The following is a 17,568-nucleotide window of genomic DNA, read 5'->3' on the forward strand; positions in this document are numbered from 1 at the left end:
CTTTGCAGCCTGTTTGACCTTGCGCAAACTCCGGCCCCAGAGAAGCAGCCAAGCCGCTTTTCCGGATTAGCCAAGGTTCAACAGGAGACAGACTTGAAAAAGACCACCGCCCTTCCACACCGGTCCACCCACGTCCACGCCGTGGCCCGCGGCCTTGCACTGGGCACACTGGCCCTGGCCGCCGCCGGCGCCCACGCCCAAAGCAGCAGCGTCAGCATCTACGGCAGCATCGATCAGTACTTCAACCACATGAGCAGCTCCAGCGGCGCCCGCATCAACGCGCTGCAAGACGGCAAGGATTTGCGCAGCCGCCTGGGCTTCCGCGGCAACGAAGACCTGGGCGCCGGCCTGCAGGCCCGCTTTCAGCTCGAACTGGGCCTGAGCACCAACACCGGCGCCACGGCAGACGCCAACCGCGCCTTCGACCGCCAGAGCTGGGTCGGCCTGTCGCAGGAAGGGCTGGGCGAGTTGCGCATCGGGCGACAAAATTCGGCCGCCTTCACCCGGGGCGACTACACCGACTTCACAGCCCGCACCCTGGGCTCGGTGATCAACAACTTCGGCGTACCGGCCCGCTTCGACAACGATGTCGCCTACATCTCGCCGCGCTGGGCCGGCGTGCAGGTGGAGGCGCACTTCGCCCAACAACAGGCCAGCACCACAAGCGCTCAAGTCACCACACCCATCGTGCAGCTTGCAGCCGACTACCTCAACGGCCCGGTGCGCGTGGGCTACGCCGGCTTGAGCGCCAAAGCGCCCCAGAAATCGGTGATCGACGCCGCCGTGTTCTACCACTACCTGTATGCCAACTACGACTATGGCAAGGGCAAGGTGTATGCGGCCTATGTGCGCTCGAACAACATCGCATCGAACGCCAATGGCAACGATGCCGGCAGCGTGCTCGGCAACACCGGTGGTGTGGTGACCTGGACCTCGACCTCGGTCAACCGCACCTACGACCTCTTCCAGCTCTCGGCCGACTACCGCGTGACCGACACGTTGCGTGTGGGGGCACTCTGGGGCCGCATCCATGACCAATCGGGTGCCGGCCACAACGCCAGCGGCGGCGCTGTGGGCGCGTATTACGCGCTGTCCAAGCGCACCACCTTGTCGGCCCTGTACGAAACCCTGCGCAACAGCAGCGCTGCGGGCTTCCGGCCAGCCGGCTCGGCCGCACTGGGCACCAACTTTGCCGGCACCGATGTCAATGGCCGCAGCATCAACGGCCTGCAACTTGGCGTGCTGCACCGTTTCTGAAGCCCGCTCACGCGCTTTCGGGAGCTTCCTCCGGGGACCTGATTCAGCATCAGGCTTGACGGGTGCAGGGCCTGGCCTTGCACCCTTTTTTTCAGTGCCAGCCCGCGTCTGGCCACAGGAGACAACATGACCACCTTCCAAACCGGCCTGCAACGCCGTCAACTCATTGCCGCAGCTGCCGGCGCTTGCGGCCTGGGCAGCTTCAGCCGCGCTGCACTCGCGCAGGATTTTCCGAACCGCCCCGTGCGCATCATCACGCCGTTCCCGGTGGGCAGCGGCCCCGAGGGGGTGGCCCGTTTGGTCGCCGACAAACTCTCGCGCGCCTGGGGCAAGGGCGTGCTGGTTGAGAACAAACCCGGCGGCAACGGCTTTGTCGCCATCGATGCCTTCAAGCGTGGCGCCACCGATGGCCACGACCTGATCCAGCTCGACAACGTGCACCTCAGCGTCTACCCGCACCTGATGAAAAAGCTGCCCTATGACCCGGCCCGCGACTTCGAGCCCCTGGCGCCGCTGTTCAAGGCCTATTTTCTGGTGGCGGTGGCCGCGAACAGCCCCTACAAAAACATCAAGGACCTGCTGGCCGACGCCAAGGCCCGCCCCGGCCAGCTTAACTACGGCTCGTGGTCGGTCGGCAACCCGGTGCACCTGGGCTCGGCCCGGCTGGCCGCAGCCATGGGCGTGGAGATGCAGCACCTGATCTTCAAGGAAACCACCCAGCTCTACACCTCGGTGGCCAACGGCGACCTGTCTTTTGCGCTGGGCTCCAGCGGCAGCACCGGCCCGCTGTACCGCGCCGGCAAGCTGCGCTACCTGGCCGTGGTGGCCAGCAAGCGCCTGAGCGCCTTGCCCGACGTGCCCACGCTGGCCGAAGCCGGTGGCCCCAAAGACCTCGAAGTGACCGGCTGGACCACCCTGGCCACGCCGCCCGGCCTGCCCAAGCCCCTGGTCGACCGCCTGCGCGCCGACCTGCAGAAAGCACTGGCCGAACCCGACATGCTGGAGAAGTTCACCGCCTTCGGCTACGAACCCTTCAACCTGCCAGGCGCGGCCTTCAACAAGTTCATCGCCGATGAGTCGCGCGTGATGGCCGAGGTGATCCGCAACACGCGCTCGTCGCTGGATTAAGGAACGCCCCAAACGGGCCGCCCTCCCAAGATGCGGGCCGCGCGGGGGCTCAGTTGCACAGCAGGTGCTTGCGCACCTGCAGCCTCGCACGCTGCAGGTTCTACCTTGCTGAACAAGGCCTCGTTGCAGTGGTCGGCTCCTCGCATCCTTCTTCCCTCCAGCTCGTGCGTTGGCCTACAGCCTCACCGATCCATGCACGATGCGCCAGTTCTTCAGCAGCCTGTTAGAGGTCCTCGTCCTTCCAGCGCGCCGCATCGGCCACCAGCTGCGTCAGCCTGTCTGCTTGGCGGGCCACGAAATCGGCAATGCTCTGCACAAAGCCTCGTTCGGCCTGGCCCTCGTATTCGGGCGCCTGGGCCTGCTTCGCGGCTTGCGCTGCGGCCAGCGTGGCCAGACGCTTGCCCTCGCGGCGCATCAACTGTCGGTCGACGCCGCAGCGTGCGGCGAAGTCCGCCAGGGCAAAAGCCGAGACTTCGGCGTGGCTGAAGACGTCGCCGTAGGCCATGGCCAGCTCGGTGTCGAAGCCCTCGTACTGTAGGACGCTCACCAAGTCATACCAAGGAGTGGGCTCCAGCAGCCCCCCCGGGCGGACGAAGAATGAGAAGTTCTTGCCGTGTGCGTCGCTGTTGCCAATCAAAAACTGGAAGAGCGCCCAGCGCAGCATGGCCAGCCGTGCCACGGCCTTGTTGGCGGTCAGGTCGGCGCAGCCGAACAGGCGCTTGAAGCTCACACCGTCGCGGATGTGGCGCACGGCCTCCCCACCGCCCAGATTGCGTTCGTACTTGTAAGCCACTGGCAGGTCACAGACCTGGCAGGCGTCAACGATGTGCCTGCGGTGAACCTGTGGCTGGCCACCGGTGTTCTCGACTGCACGGTCGAAACGCCGCACCACCAGCACCGGCCGGGGTGTGCGCAACAGGTCCACCTCCGCAGCGGGTAGGCCCATGCGGCTGGCCAGCGACATGCAGAAGTGCTCGTTGACCGCCAAGTGCGGCGTCTGGGTTGTGGCGGTGTCGGGCTTGAGAATGTGGGTGGACGCCAAGCGCTGCCCGTCCACGAGGTATAGCCGCCCGCCGTCGAGCAGGGGCCGGTCGAGGTAAACCAGCAGCTTGTCTTGCAGGCCGGCCACCGACATGCGCACCTTGCCATCCCACACGGTCAGGGGCACGTGCTCGCGCTCAGCGATGCGCTGGTCGAGCTCCTGAAGGGGGATTTCTCGCAGCGTGGGCTCACCTTCAGGATGCGCGGCTGCGGCATCGCCGGTGAATCGAAGGGCGCCTGTCGTCTCGGAGCCAAGGGCCCATATCAGGCCGAATACGTTGGTCTTGGCCAGACCGTTGTACGCCCCCGCCACATCCAGGGCACGCCCTTCGGGTAGCAGATGCTCAATGAAGCGCTTGATGGAAGGAGAAGCATCGTCAGCCTCCGGTCGAGCCAACGGCAGGGGCGGAGACAGCGGGTAGGACTGGGCATCTGCGACCCAGGGTTCGGCGTAGCGCAGGCTCCAGCGGTCATCGCGTCCCTCGTGTTCGATGGCTGCGACCTTTGCATCCTCGGCCCAGACCTGCAGTGTGTGCGTCATGCCATACGCCTCACGCCTTCTTTTCGTCGGTGGGTTTTGCGGCGCCCGTCGCCGCTGCCTCGCGTGCCCAGGGGTGTTCCTTGGGAAGCACCATGAGCGCCAGGCCCAGGCCATCCAGTACCGCCAGCGCTTTGTCCAGGCGCACAGACCCCTGGCCGTTCTCCAGTCGCGACATGAGGTCGACAGACACGCCCAGCAGGGCGGCGGCATCATCGATGCGCAGCGATTGCGACTTGCGACGCTCGCGCACGACCGGGCCCAGATCAGGGGCTGACTGCAGGCGCTTGGGTCGCTGGCTTGCGGAGTCGGTCATTTCGGAGTTTCAGTTGATGAACTGGTCAATCACGCTTCGAGCATGCTGTTTCTGTTATTCCGAAATAATAGACGATTCCGGGGACTTACTCCGATAAATTTCGGAAAATCAGAAACAGTTACATCCAGAACAGAGGGTTGGAAGATTTTTCTGATTTTCCGAAATTTTGTCTGAGCCGCAGGTGCCCGTCCGAGAACAGCACTGCGCCATGGGAGACTGAGCAGATGACCGAGCAAGCCTGAATCGCACTGGGTTTCGAGGAGGCTGTTTGGATCAAGTCGAGCCACCACCGCGGTCGCTCGCAAGCTTTAATCGGGTACAGCCGGCTCGGAAAGCCCCCTGGTATGGGGCTGGATGGCCATCAATCGGCAGCCCCTGGGCCTGCCGGCTCCCGGATCAGGTTGGCCGCCGCCTGGGCCTGAGCGCCCACATGCCGGGTGTAGCCCATGACGGTGGCCACGCTGCGGTGGCTGGTCATGGCCATGGTCTGCGCCAACGGGATGCCCTGGGCGCCGGCCTCGGTCACAAAGCCTGAACGCAGCGAATGCGCTGAAAAATCGCCCTCGATGCCCGCCAACAGGCAGCGTGCCTTCACGATGTCGCGCACGGCGGCCGGTGACAGGGCAGGGCCCAGGTGTCCGCCCTTGAGCACCCGGCGGAAGATGGGCCCCTCGCTGATGCCCGCCTGGGCCAGCCAGGTTTCCAGGGCCTGTGCGGCCACGCCCTGGATGGGCTTGTAGTTCTCGGGGCGGTCCACGCCGCTCTGGTTTGATTTCGAATGGGCCAGCTTGTAGACATAGTTCTGGGGGCCGGCTCGCTTCAAGAACTTCATGTCGGCCCCGGCCACCTCGGAGCGGCGGCGCCCGCCGCTGGCCCAGGCAAACAGCAGCAGGGCGCGGTCGCGGCAGCCTTTGAGCGAGTCGTCGCAGGTGTCCAGCAAGGCCTGCAAAGGGTCTTTGGTCAGCGCGTCTTTCTTGTTGGGCAGTTCACCCCGTTTGGCAAAGGCGCGCCGGGTGCGTGACAGCAGTTGCCGCACCTGGGGGTCTTCGCAGGGGTTGCTGGCCCCGGCCAGCTGGTGGGTTTTCGACAGCACCGCCGCCCGGTGCACGATCCAGTTCAGGGACATGGGCCCCGGCCGGGCCTTGAAGCCGGCCGCCACCAGCTCGGCATCCAGACTCGCGGGCAGTTCGTGGGCCAGGCCATCGGCCGTGGTGCGCTGGGCGTGGTCGACGATGAACTGCAACACCGCGCTCGGCGGCACCGGCAACTCGATCTTCTGACCATAGCGCACCAGAAACCAAGCCGCCCAATAGCGCAGCGCCGACCGGTAGCTGCGCAAGGTGTTTTCAGAGTCACCTTCGTGGATCAGCTCATCCACGGCTTTTTGGCTGTGGGCGCTCAATTCACTGGGTTTGAGGGCACCAGAGGCCTGTCGGAGCGTGAGGTTCATGCGCATCCCATCTATTTAAATTCACACGTACACAGTATGATTACACACTTCATATTGCATTTAATCACGATAAACATCATTTATCGACGGTTACTTTAACACCGGAACCTGCCCATGCAAACCCGTTCTTCCCGTGGCGTTCAACAGCACCAGGTCGATGTCGCGGCCGACGAATTGCTGGCCCAGGGCCAGCGGCCCACCATCGAAAAAGTGCGGCTGCACCTGGGCCACGGCTCACCCAACACGATCGCGCCCATGCTGGAGATCTGGTTTGCCGGCCTGGGCAAACGGGTGCGCGGCCTGGCCGGGTCCCAAGGCTGGGGCGACCAGTTGCCCGATTGGCTGCTGCAGGCCGCCGAAACGCTGTGGACCAAGGCCCAGGCCGAAGCCTCGTCGCTGGCCGACACCGCCTTGCAGGCCGAACGTGAGACCTTGAAACAACGCGAAGCCGACATGGCCGAGCGGGCGCAGGCCCTGGCCCAGCGCGAGGCCGTGATGCAAGCCCGACTGCAGGCCCAAGACCAGGCCCTGAGCGAGGCCCGCAGCCAGAACACCGCCTTGCTCCAAAGGCTTGAACAGGCCGAACTGGAGGCCCAGGGCCAGCACCAGCACTTGCTGGGCCTGCAAGAAGACCTGCGCCTGCTGCGCGAGCGCCGCCACGCCGACGAAGACCGCCATCAGGCTGAACTCAAAACCCTGAACGACGACCGCCGCAAAACCGAGGAACGCGCCGACAGCGCCGCCGCCCGCGCCGCCCTGGAGATCGACCGCGCCCGCCAGGAGGCCAAGGCCGAACGCGCCACCCGCCAACGCCTGGAAAAACTGCTGGAAGAGCAACGCGAGGCCCACCAGGCCGCCCTGGTCCAGGCCCAGCAGCAGGCCGTGGAGCTGCAGCAGGGCCTGGGTGTGGCCAACGCCCAGCTGAAACTGGCGCAGGACCTGCTGGCCCAGCAACAGACCGAGCTGCAACAGCTGCGCGAGCAATGGGCCGCCGCCTCACTCAAGACGGCCACGGCCAGCGCAAAGGCGCCCAGCAGCGCAGCCCACCCGGCCCCCAAAGAAGCCAAGCGCCCCACCCTGCGTTCGGCGGCACGCCCGGGCGGCGGTGGGGTGCGCGTGCGCCGTCGCCCGTGATGGGGCTGTCAAAAACATAAATATCTATTCACACATCTATTCACTTATCCATTCAAATCCGTTAGTCTTCAACAGGTGAACACCACCACCGCCACCACGGCCCCCTTGATCGACCAGGCCCGCCAGCGCCTGCTGCGCGGCGCGCAGACGGCACGATCGTTGATGCAGGCCCTGCAGACCAGCCAGCCCACGGTGTCGCGCACACTGAAGTCATTGGGCGACGAGGTGGTGCAGATCGGGGCGGCCCGATCTATTCAATATGTGCTGCGCGATGCCTCAAGGGCCACACTGCAGGCACCGGTGTACTGCGTGAGCGATGCCGGCCAGGTTCAAGCGCAGGGCCTATTGATACCCGTGCACGCCAACGCCTATGTGATGCAGCCCCCAGAAGCGCCGGCCATCTTCAGCGACGGCCTGCCCTGGTGGGTGTACGACATGCGCCCCCAGGGCTACCTGGGCCGCGCCTACAACCAGCGCCACGGTGCCCGCCTGGGCCTGCCCGAGCGCCTGAGCGACTGGGCCGACACCGACGTGCTGCGGGCCCTGCTGCTGCAAGGCAGTGACCTGCCAGGCAACCTGCTGCTGGGCAGCGAGGCGCTGCAGCAATTCATCAATGCGCCCACCCCGCAGGCGATTGGCCTGGCCGACAAGCCCCGGCGCTACGCCGAACTGGCGGCCGCCGCCGCCCAGGGCGAGCTGCCCGGCTCATCGGCGGCAGGCGAGCAACCCAAATTCACGGCCTATGCGGAGATGGCCAACCCCGCCGGGGCTGCGCACGTCATCGTCAAGTTCAGTGCCCCGGTGCCGGGCGCCGTCAGCCAGCGCTGGCGCGACCTGCTGTGGGCCGAGCACCTGGCGCTGCAGGTGCTGCGCGAACACGGCGTGCCCGCCGCAGCCTCCACGGTGATCGACCACGGCGGCCAGCGCTTTTTGGAGGTGCAGCGCTTTGACCGGGTCGGCGCCCGGGGCCGACATGCCCTGTTCTCGCTGGCCGCCCTGGACGCCGAATTTGCCGGCCGACCCGGCCGCTGGCCCGACATGGCCCGCGCCCTGGCGCGCGAACGGGTGATCGCCGCCGCAGCGGTGCAGGGCGCCGACCTGCTCTGGGCCTTCGGCACCCTGATCGGCAACACCGACATGCACGCCGGCAACCTGTCGTTCATGTCCGACACGGGCCGCCCCTACACCCTGGCCCCGGCCTATGACATGACCCCCATGGCCTTTGCCCCCGGCACCGGGGGCGATCTGCCGCAACGCCCTCTGGCCCTGCACATCGCCGACCAGGTGAGCGCCCAGGCCTGGCAGCAGGCCCTGCCCCTGGCCGAAGCCTTTGTACTGCGCCTGGCCCAAGCGCCCTTGAGCGCCTCGTTTGCCCCCTGCCTGGCGGCCCTGCAGGCCCATGTGGCCCAGGCCCGCACACGCATCGCGCACCTGGCCTGAACCCAGGCCGCCAGGCGTTGCGCCATGCCCTGCGAGCGGGCGGGCCTTCAGCAACTCGCCAATAATGCAAGCTCAAAGAAAAACGCGCCGAGACAAAGCATGCCCCTCCTGCACACGTTCGACAAACGCCGCTGGTCCCAGGCCCAGCAGACCTACCTGGACGAGCCCCTGGCGGCGGTGCCCGATGAGCAGATCCGCCAATCCAGCCGAGGCCGGCCCTGGCACGGGCTGTCGGTGTGGCACCAGGTGGCCGACGCCTCAGACCTGTACATCCCCCCGGCTGGCAAGCACTGCATCATCGTGCGCAACGGCCCGCCCACACGACTGCTGCAGCAGCACGGCACGCTGAACTCCGACGCCGAATGGCGCACGGGCGAGGTGCTGGTGCTGCCCGCCAACACCCCCAGCTACTGGCAATCCGAGCTGCCGCGCGACAACCTGCACCTGGATCTGTCGCCCCAGTGGCTGGAGCGGGTTCATGGCGCCCCCCTGGGGCCCGACGCGCTGCGCAGCTGCTTTGGCGTGCAAGACCGCCTGCTGGCCGACATCACCCGCACCCTGATCACCTCACTGGCCGACAACTCCTCGTTGCAGCCCCGCTTTGCCGATGGCATGGCCATGAGCGTGGCCGTGCACCTGCTGGAGCACTACCGGGCCCCCGGCAGCCAGGCCCCGCGCCCCAGCGGGCTCAGCCGGCGCCAGTTGCAAACCGTGGCCGAGCTGGTGAACGCGCATCTGCATCGCGCCGTGACCCTGCAAGAGATGGCCGAGGCCTGCCAACTCAGCCCCTACCACTTCAGCCGCAGCTTCAAGTTCAGCACCGGCCTGACGCCGCACCGCTACGTGCTGCAATGCAAGATGGAACGCGCCCTGGAGCGCCTGCGCCACAGCCGCAAGCCCATTGCCGACATCGCGATCGAGCTGGGCTTTGCCACCGCCTCGCATTTCAGCAAGCGCTTTTTGAACCACTGGGGCCAGACCCCGAGCGCCCTGCGCAGGGCGCACTGAACACAGCCCCCTGAACAGGGACTCTGAGCAGCAGATCTGAGCGGAGGCGCTGAGCCGCCCCGGCCCAGCCCGCCACACCGCAAGAAAGCGACAGCGCCCGCAATTTCGCGCCATTCCCCGGCAGCACACTGCGCATCAAACCACGCCCGGCCAGGCCCACGGCCCCGGCCCGGGCGGCCTACCGCAGCACGCACCGCAGCCAACCCATGGGGACAACCGTGAACAGCAAACGCCACTTTCTTCTCTCTGCCATCGCCAGCGCCCTGGCCCCCAGCGCCTGGTCGCAGGCCAGCAACACCGCCGCCACCGCATCCAGCAGCGCCTGGCTGCCCAGCCGCGCCGTCACCTGGGTGGTGCCCTACCCGGCCGGCGGCTTTGGCGATGCCCTGTCGCGCGTGCTGGCCCAGCAGCTCACACTGAGCCTCAAGCAACCCGTCATCGTCGAGAACAAGCCCGGCGCAGGCGGGCAGATCGCGGCCGCCTACGTCAAGCAATTGCCGGCCGACGGCCACACCCTGTTCTATGGCGACATCGGCCCCTTTGCCATGAACGCGGCCCTTTACCCGCGCCTGAACTACGACGTACAGAAAGACTTCACCCCGCTGACCCGCCTGCTCACCTCGGCCCTGGTGCTGGTCGTGCCGGCCAACAGCCCGATCAAATCGCTGGCCGAGCTGCAACAGGCGGCCAAGACCGACAAGCCCCTGCATTACGGCTCATTCGGCATCGGCAGCCAGCCTCACATCTGGATGGAGATGTACCGCCGCGAAACCGGCGGCAACCTGGAGCACGTGGCCTACAAGGGCGCCGCCCCGGCCCTGCAAGATTTGATGGGCGGCCACATCGACCTGATGCTGGACGTGGCCGCCAACAGCCTGCCCTATGTACGCGAGGGCAAGCTGCGCGCCCTGGCCGTGGTGGGCAGTGACAAGCGCCTGCGCCAACTGCCCCAGGTGCCCACCCTGGCCGAACTGGGCCTGGGCAAGCTCAATGCCCCGGGCTGGACGGGTGTGGTCGTGCGCCAGGGCACCCCACCCGCCGTGGTGGCGCAATTGCATGCCGCCGTGGTCAAGGCCGTGCAGTCGCCCGAGGTGATGGAACGCTTTGGCGAATTCGCCGTCACCCCGGCCCCCCAGAGCCCCGCCGAGTTCAGCCGCTTCATCCAGTCAGAAACCGAGCGCTGGGGCCAGGTCATCAAGGCCGTGGGCGTGACGCTGGATTGAGCCCATGCCTCAGGCCACCCCACTGAACGCCTCCCCTGCCGCCCGGTTCAACGATTTGTTTGACCTCAGCGGCCGCACAGTGCTGATCACCGGCGCCACCGGCGGGCTGGGCCAGGCCCTGGCCTGGGCCATGGCCCGCCAGCGCGCCCAGGTGCTGGTCAGCGACCGCGACGCCTCGGCCTGTGACGAACTCTGCCGCGCCCTGGTGGCCGCAGGGCACAGCGCGGCCGCCCTGCCCTGCGACCTGTCAGACCCCGCCCAGGTGCAAGCCCTGATCGAGGCCGCGCCAGGCCCCTTCGGCCCGCCCCAGGTGCTGGTCGCCAACGCCGGCCTGCAGGGCCCAGCCGGCCCGCTGCACCAGGTCAGCGATGCCGACTGGGCCCAGGTCATGGCCCTCAACCTGAAAAGCGTGCACCAGTTGTGCGCCGGCCTGCTGCCCGGCATGGCCGCCAGCGGCCAGGGCAGCATCGTGCTGATGGCCAGCATCGCCGGCCTGCGCGGCAACGCCCACATCGGCCTGTACGGGCTCAGCAAGGCCGCCCTGGCCCAACTGGCCCGCAACCTGGCCGTCGAATGGGGCCCGCGCGGCGTGCGGGTGAACGCCATCTCGCCCGGCCTGATACGCACCCCACTGGCCGCCGGCCTGCTCGCCAACGACGACTTCATGCGCCGGCGCCTGGCCCAGACGCCCTTGCGCCGTGTCGGCGAACCCCATGAGGTGGCCGGCCTCGCCGTGCTGCTGGCCAGCGCCGCGGGCGCTTTCATCACCGGCCAGAACCTGGTCGTCGATGGCGGCACCACCATCTCCGACGGCAACTGAAGCCGTCACCCCACAGATCGAACACAGCCTGGAGCCACCGATGAAATTCGCCACCCTCACCCACCCCGACGCTCGCCAGAACACCCACCTCGACGGCCGCCTGATCCTGGTCTCGCGCAACCTGCAACACGGCGCCGACGCCAGCGACATCGCCCCCACCCTGCTGCACGCCGTGCAACACTGGGCCGCCGTGGCCCCGGCCCTGCAACAACGCTACGACGCGCTCAACACGGGCCCATGCCCCGGCGCCTTCAGCCTGGCCGGCGCCGCCTTCCTGGCCCCGCTGCCGCGCAGCCCGCAGTGGTGCGATGCCTCCGCCTTTCTGAACCACGGCCGCCTCATGGAGCGCGCCTTCAACACCCCGCCCATCCCCGATTTCGACACCATCCCCGTGATGTACCAGGGCGCCAGTGACGATTTTCTCGGCCCGCAGGCCGACGTGCCCCTGCCCAGCGAGGCCGATGGCATCGACTTTGAAGGCGAGTTTGGCGTGGTACTCGACGACGTGCCCATGGCCACCCCACCCGAACAGGCCCTGGCCCACGTGCGCCTGCTGGTGCAGATCAACGACTGGAGCCTGCGCGCCCTGGGCCCGCGTGAAATGCGCAGCGGCTTCGGCTTTCTGCAGGCCAAGCCCTCCAGCAGCTTCGCCCCCGTGGCCATCACCCCCGACGAACTGGGCGAACACTGGCGCGACGGCCGCGTGCAGCTGCCCCTGCAGGTGCACTGGAACGGCCAATGGTTTGGCCACCCCCACGGCGGCGAGATGAACTTCGGCTTTCACCAACTGATCGCCCACGCCGCCCGCACCCGCCGCCCGAGCGCCGGCACGATCATCGGCTCGGGCACCGTCTCCAACAGCGCACGCGAGGCCGGCTCCAGCTGCATCGCCGAACGCCGCGTGATCGAGGTGCTGGACCACGGCGCCCCCCGCACCCCCTTCATGCAGTTTGGCGACCGCGTGCGCATGGAAGCCCGCTGGCCTGGGCCAGAGGGTGAGGGGCAGGCTGGGCCGTTTGGGGTGATTGAGCAGCGGGTGGTGGGGTAGTTCAATCATCCCAGTCCTCATGTCGGACTGGCAGGTTATTCAACTCATCCCGATAGTGCTGCCACTTGGGCATGAACAGATTCATCACCGGCACAAACCGGGCGTTGTGGCTGGGCACGATCAAGTGCGCGAGTTCATGCACCACGATGTACTCCAGGCACTCCGGTGGTTTTTTGGCCAGACCGGTGTTCAGGCGGATGGCGCGGCTGTGCTCCAACTCGCCCTTGGGTGGCCGCACTGGCTCGCACAGCAAGAACATGGCTTCCAGGGCACTGTCCAGCCGATCCCGGTCCAGTGTCAGCCGATCTTTCAGCATCACTTCGGGGTCAGCGCCACCCGCGCTGTGGTCAATTTCCGAGGTGTACGCCGCAATGGCGTTTTCCACCTTCTTAAACAAGTCCTTGTCATCGACGATGACGGATACGAGTCACAGTTCTTCTATTGCAAAGCCGTTTTGTTCGGTGTTCATGGCGCCGAATCTTCCGGTTCAAACTTGTCCCACAGCGCCGTTTTGAACCACGCAGGCATCTCGTCTGCCTTCATTTCAATTTCTACTCCGTCCGTCACCTCTGCGATCCACACGCGCTCTGATCCCGAGTTGTCGAAGATGTATGCCCGGTCGACATAGGCAACCGCCTGCGGCAACAACTCCAGCGAACGCACGTAGCGGCTGCGAATCTTGTCTTCTGCTACCGGGTGCCCACCAGTCTCTACGCGGTATTGCACACGGGCCACATTGATTTCAGCGTCTTCTGTCGCCACAAAGTACAGGTAGGTGCGATAACCCGCCTGCTGGGCTTTGTGCAAAAACTCCACCTTGTCGGGTGACGACATGACAGTTTCAAACGTGAAAGAGACCTGCGCAGCCAGCAGCTTGTGGCGGATGAAGTCAGCCAGAACCGAAGCCCAGTACGAATTGACGACGACTGAGCCAAAACCCACCTTGCCATCCACCACCGTCAACTGCTGCGCTTGTGGCAGCAGCCCCGCCTTTGCCAACAAGGTGGACGCCTGGAGGAATGCTTGAAGCTCTGCCGCACCGGCCAAAACCTCAAAGTCGGCCAAGTTCAAGTACCCATCGGAGCGGATGGCTTTTTCGATCTCATCCGCGTTGACATACACACCCAGCCACTGCGGCGGCAGCATGTCTTTGATGGTGCTTTTGCCCGAGCCATTGGGCCCCGCGAACATGCGCAGGCGCGGAACGGGCGCCGTCATGCCTGGCGTGCCCGAACCCGTTTGGTGCCCATCGTCACCGCAACGGGCTTGGCAATGGAGCGAATCACTCGCACCGTGCCCTCTGCAGTCGTTTCAATCAGCTGGCCGTTACGCGCCTCAATCACCTTTCCGCTGATGGTCAGCGCTTGCAAGTAGGCCCGCTTGACGGCACTGCCGGCCAACTCGGGAATGCGGGCTTCCATGCGTTGCATGGATTCTTCGCTCATCGGAGAAGGGGTCTTCATGGGGTGCTCCTTGGTGGGTAAGACTTATACCAGCCAGAATCAGCACATGCACTGCAACGGATGGCGCTACACCGAATGTCTGTGGTCAAAACGGCCTCTGGCGCTTATCTATCAAGCGCAAGCAGCTACGAAATTCATAGTAAACGAATCCGGCCAGTCAGCAACTCCTGCAGCATGCCCTGCTTGATCCCGCGGGCCTCGGCCGTCCATGCCACCGCGCAGTTCGTCACACGATGACCAGAGAGAAGAGTAAAGCTCGGATTTCTTAATTGCCATGAGGCGTCGCAGATTTTTTTACGTCACCGGCGATTGTGGACGACGGCGGCAGTGGTTGAGACTGACACGCGGCAAGTTCGTCCAGATCGGAGAAATGCTCAAAATTCAAGCAAGAAAGTTCCAAAGCAAACCGCGAAGGACGCCGGTTGAGACGTTATCGAATAGATGTGCGTCGACCTCGCCGTGTCGGTCTTGTGCGCCGGGAATCGATATGGGTATGTGCTGCTCAAGGCTCGTTTGCCTTGAATGTCTGATTCTGGCAACGGATTCTGCATAGACAATGAATGGCTGACGTTGGCCGTTCCCAGACATCCTATCAGCCAGAAACACCACCACATCTCCAGCACCTGAACGAGAACTAGGTACGGCGTAACGAGCCCTACTGCACGCGCCCCCCTCACCTCACCCCCACATCCCGCGCCAACCGCCGCGCCAGGGCCGACAACGGGCAGCACAGCAGCAGATAGAGCACCGCCACCGCGCCATACACCTCCAGGTCGTGGGCGCGCCAGCCGGTGTCGGCCAGCACGGCCTTGGCGGCGTGCAGCACGTCGAACAGGCCGATGACCATGACCAGCGAGGTGTCCTTCACCGCGCCCACAAACACGCCCAGGGCGGCCGGGGCCGCCAGGCGGCGGGCCTGGGGCCAGACGATGCTGGCAAAGGCCTGGCGCGGGCGCAGGCCCAGGGCCAGGGCCGTCTGCCACTGGCTGGCCGGCAGGGCCTGCAGGGCGCCACGCAGCACTTCGGCCAATTGGGCGGCGGTGTGCAGCACCAGCACCGCCAGCGCCCACCAGAACTTGTTCGAGCCACTGGCCTCGGGCCACAGCAGCGGGCCCCAGAACGACACCAGCAGCAACTGCACCACCAGGGGCATGGCGCGTGGGCCTTCGATCAAGGCCAGGGCCAGCACACGGGCTGGGCCACGCCCGCCACGCCTGGCCCAAGCCAGCAGGCCCGCCAGCGGCAGGGCCAGCAGCAGGGCCGCTTCGGCCAGAAACAGGGTGACCAGCAGCCCCCCCCAATCGGCCGTGGGCAGGGGCTGGCCGCCGGGCCAGAGTCCGCACAGCACCGCTGCAATCAAGGCGGCCAAGCTGGCACTGCCGCAGGCCCGCACCCGCCAGCCCAGGTGCGGGCTGGGCAGCACCCACAACGCCGCCAGCCCCAACAGGCCGGCACAGGCCAGTGCGGCCTGCAGGCGCTGGGGCGCCGGCACCGTGCCCCACAGCAACAAGGGGTGGTTGGCGTCCAGCACGGCCCAGCAGGCCGCACTGACACCTTCGCAGGCGCTGGCCGGCCCGCTCCACACGGCGCCCCACACTGCCCACTGCACGCCCAGCACCAGGCCGCAGGCCAGGCCCAGCAACACACCGGCGTTGAGCAGCGCCTGCAGCGGCCGCCCCCACAGCGCGTGGGCGCTCAGTGGCAGCGGCCCGTCCAGCTGGCTCAGTCGGGCCATGCTGCCGGCCAGCCAGCCGTGCCGATTGGCGCGCTGGTTGTGCCAGGCCACGGTGGCGGCCAGCAGGCCGCTCAGGCCCAGGTAGAAGACAGCGGCCAGCAATATGCCCTCCAGGGCTCGGCCGGTCTGGGTGATGGTGGTGTTCAGGATGGCCATCAGGTCCTGGTAGCCGATGGCCAGCGCCAGCGTGCTGTTTTTCAGCAGGGCCAGGCATTGGTTGGCATAGGGTGGCCAGGCGCTGCGCAGGGCCAGCGGCAGCACCACGCAGCGCGCCACCGTGGCGGGGCGCATGCCCAGGGCGCGAGCGGCCTGCACCGGCCCCAGGGGCACCGACAGCACGGCCGAGCGCACGATGTCCGACAGGTAGGTGGCATGGAACACCGCCAGGCCCCACACCAGGGCGGCCAGCTCGGGGCTGAGCAACCAGCCCCCACTCAGGCCCAGGCCTTGCAACTGGGGCCACTCCAGCACCAGGCCCCAGTCGCTGCCCTCGGCAAGGTGCAGCGCGGGCACCGCCAGCCCGCGGTTGGACAACCACAGGCCCGGCAAGGGGTGCCAGGCCTCACGCAGCGGCGGCAACTTCAACAGCAGCGAGTACCAAAGAAAAAGCTGCAGCAACACCGGGGTGTTGCGCAGCAGTTCCACCAGGCCATCCAGCAGGCGGCGCACCAGGGGCTGGCGCCACAGCCGGGCCAGGCCCAGCACGGTGCCCCCCAAGGTGGCGCCCACACCGGCCAGCAACAGCACGGTCAGCGTGTTGAGCAGGCCGGCCGCGATCAGCCAGGCAAACGAGTCATCGGCCGAAGCCGCCAGCCAGCTTTCGGCGATCTGAAAGCCGGCCCGCTGGCCCAAAAAGCCGAAATCAGGCCCACTCATTGAAAGGGCGGCGCATACAGCAGGCCCCCCTTGTTCCACAGCGCGTTCAGGCCGCGCTCCAGTTTCAGCGGGGTCTTGGGGCCCACATTGCGATCCCAGATCTCGCCGTAGTTGCCCACCGCCTTGAGCACGTTGTAGGCCCAGCGTTCATCCAGCTGAAAGCTCTTGCCGATGCCGGGGTCCACGCCCAGCAGGCGGCGCACCTGTGGGTCTTTGCTGGTCAGAAAGCTGTCCACATTGGCCGAGCTGATGCCCAGCTCTTCGGCCGCCACCACAGCGTGCACCGTCCAGCGCACGATGTCGATCCAGTTGGTGTCGCTGTCGCGCACCCAGGGTGCCAGCGGCGACTTGTTCACGCGCTCTGGCAGGATCACGTAGTCGTCGGGGTTGCCGGCCCGGGCCGAGCGGCTGGCGGCCAGGGTGGAGGCGTCCGACAGGTAGACATCGCAGCGGCCGCTGTAAAAGGCTTTTTCCAGCTCGACCAGGTTCTCGATCACCACCGAGCGGTACTTGAGCTTGTGCGTGCTGAACCAGTCCACCAGATTCTGCTCATTGTTGGTGCCTGGCTGCACGCAGACCTGGGCCCCGTCGAGCTGGCGCGCCGAGCTCACGCCCAACTTTTTGGGCACCATGAAGCCCTGGCCGTCGTAGAACACGATGGCCGCCGCCGTCACGCCCAGGCCGGCATCGCGCCCCGAGGTGACCGTGGTGTTGCGGTTGAGCACGTCGATCTCGCCCGACTGCAGGGCCGGAAAACGCTGCTGCGAACTCAGCGGCACATAGCGCACCTTGTCGGCATTGCCCAGCACGGCCGCGGCCAGGGCGCGGCAAAAGTCCACGTCCAGCCCGCTCCAGCGCCCCTGGCCATCGGCCAGCGACAGGCCGGCCGAGCCCTGGCTCACGCCACAGACCAGTTGGCCGCGTTTGCGGATCGTGTCCACCGTGGTGCCGGCCTGGGCCGGGGCAGCGGCCAGCGCACTCAGGCCCAGGGCCGACAAGACAAGCAGCGACTGGCGCCAGCGCGCCAGGACAGAACGAACAGACATGGGGGGCATCCTTGGGTTGAGGCCGTCAGCATCGCGCCCGCGCCC

General features: G+C 66.5%; 16 protein-coding genes. 8 read left to right on the top strand and 8 right to left on the bottom strand.

The features are described from left to right. Positions 1–93 precede the first annotated feature (93 nt). Positions 94–1,257 (top strand): porin, encoded by a 1,164-nt coding sequence (locus F624_RS0103785; RefSeq protein WP_019572933.1) that lies wholly within the window; start codon positions 94–96, stop codon positions 1,255–1,257. A gap of 126 nt (positions 1,258–1,383) precedes the next feature. Beyond that, the gene (locus F624_RS0103790; protein WP_019572934.1) at positions 1,384–2,385 is read left to right on the top strand and encodes a Bug family tripartite tricarboxylate transporter substrate binding protein; all 1,002 of its coding nucleotides are present in this window, start codon (positions 1,384–1,386) and stop codon (positions 2,383–2,385) included. A gap of 223 nt (positions 2,386–2,608) precedes the next feature. On the opposite strand, the gene F624_RS0103795 is transcribed toward F624_RS0103790, so the two are convergent. From F624_RS0103795 to F624_RS0103805, 3 genes are all read right to left on the bottom strand, one after another. Then, entirely contained in the window at positions 2,609–3,967 is a 1,359-nt protein-coding gene (locus F624_RS0103795; RefSeq protein ID WP_019572935.1) for a HipA domain-containing protein, read from the bottom strand. A gap of 10 nt (positions 3,968–3,977) precedes the next feature. Then, positions 3,978–4,280, bottom strand: a complete 303-nt coding sequence (locus F624_RS0103800) for a helix-turn-helix domain-containing protein (protein WP_019572936.1) — start codon at positions 4,278–4,280, stop codon at positions 3,978–3,980. A gap of 361 nt (positions 4,281–4,641) precedes the next feature. Next, the gene (locus tag F624_RS0103805; protein ID WP_019572937.1) at positions 4,642–5,736 is read right to left on the bottom strand and encodes a site-specific integrase; all 1,095 of its coding nucleotides are present in this window, start codon (positions 5,734–5,736) and stop codon (positions 4,642–4,644) included. A gap of 108 nt (positions 5,737–5,844) precedes the next feature. Here F624_RS0103805 and F624_RS0103810 point away from each other — a divergent pair, with 108 nt between their 5' ends. The 6 genes from F624_RS0103810 to F624_RS0103835 all read left to right on the top strand — a co-directional run bounded on the left by F624_RS0103810 (position 5,845) and on the right by F624_RS0103835 (position 12,403). Beyond that, complete coding sequence (locus tag F624_RS0103810) at positions 5,845–6,864, top strand: DNA-binding protein (protein ID WP_019572938.1); 1,020 nt, start codon at positions 5,845–5,847, stop codon at positions 6,862–6,864. A gap of 75 nt (positions 6,865–6,939) precedes the next feature. Continuing rightward, positions 6,940–8,304: a type II toxin-antitoxin system HipA family toxin YjjJ gene (gene yjjJ, locus F624_RS0103815; protein ID WP_019572939.1), complete on the top strand. Its 1,365-nt coding sequence runs from the start codon at positions 6,940–6,942 to the stop codon at positions 8,302–8,304. Between the two features lie 99 nt (positions 8,305–8,403). After that, positions 8,404–9,312, top strand: coding sequence for a helix-turn-helix domain-containing protein (locus F624_RS0103820; RefSeq protein ID WP_019572940.1), 909 nt, complete (start codon positions 8,404–8,406; stop codon positions 9,310–9,312). A gap of 218 nt (positions 9,313–9,530) precedes the next feature. Next, a complete protein-coding gene (locus F624_RS0103825) occupies positions 9,531–10,535 on the top strand; it encodes a Bug family tripartite tricarboxylate transporter substrate binding protein (protein ID WP_019572941.1) in 1,005 nt (334 codons plus the stop codon). Positions 10,536–10,539: 4 nt separating this feature from the next. Continuing rightward, positions 10,540–11,355, top strand: a complete 816-nt coding sequence (locus F624_RS0103830; protein WP_019572942.1) for an SDR family NAD(P)-dependent oxidoreductase — start codon at positions 10,540–10,542, stop codon at positions 11,353–11,355. A gap of 40 nt (positions 11,356–11,395) precedes the next feature. After that, positions 11,396–12,403 (top strand): fumarylacetoacetate hydrolase family protein, encoded by a 1,008-nt coding sequence (locus tag F624_RS0103835; RefSeq protein WP_019572943.1) that lies wholly within the window; start codon positions 11,396–11,398, stop codon positions 12,401–12,403. A 1-nt stretch (position 12,404) separates the two neighbouring features. Here the strand turns inward: F624_RS0103835 and F624_RS35680 are convergent, their stop codons facing one another. The 5 genes from F624_RS35680 to F624_RS0103860 all read right to left on the bottom strand — a co-directional run bounded on the left by F624_RS35680 (position 12,405) and on the right by F624_RS0103860 (position 17,523). Continuing rightward, entirely contained in the window at positions 12,405–12,800 is a 396-nt protein-coding gene (locus F624_RS35680; RefSeq protein WP_031253975.1) for a M48 metallopeptidase family protein, read from the bottom strand. Between the two features lie 68 nt (positions 12,801–12,868). Further along, positions 12,869–13,621, bottom strand: a complete 753-nt coding sequence (locus F624_RS0103845; protein ID WP_031253977.1) for an ATPase — start codon at positions 13,619–13,621, stop codon at positions 12,869–12,871. After that, positions 13,618–13,866, bottom strand: a complete 249-nt coding sequence (locus F624_RS0103850; RefSeq protein WP_031253978.1) for a hypothetical protein — start codon at positions 13,864–13,866, stop codon at positions 13,618–13,620. Before F624_RS0103850 ends, F624_RS0103845 begins: the two co-directional genes overlap by 4 nt. Before the next feature lie 673 nt (positions 13,867–14,539). Beyond that, on the bottom strand, positions 14,540–16,477 hold the full coding sequence (locus F624_RS0103855; RefSeq protein ID WP_019572947.1) for an ABC transporter permease subunit: 1,938 nt from the start codon (positions 16,475–16,477) through the stop codon (positions 14,540–14,542). Further along, positions 16,474–17,523 (bottom strand): amino acid ABC transporter substrate-binding protein, encoded by a 1,050-nt coding sequence (locus F624_RS0103860; RefSeq protein ID WP_019572948.1) that lies wholly within the window; start codon positions 17,521–17,523, stop codon positions 16,474–16,476. Before F624_RS0103860 ends, F624_RS0103855 begins: the two co-directional genes overlap by 4 nt. Between the last annotated feature and the right edge of the window lie 45 nt (positions 17,524–17,568).

Origin of the sequence: Curvibacter lanceolatus ATCC 14669, assembly GCF_000381265.1 — a bacterium.
Lineage (GTDB): Bacteria > Pseudomonadota > Gammaproteobacteria > Burkholderiales > Burkholderiaceae_C > Curvibacter > Curvibacter lanceolatus.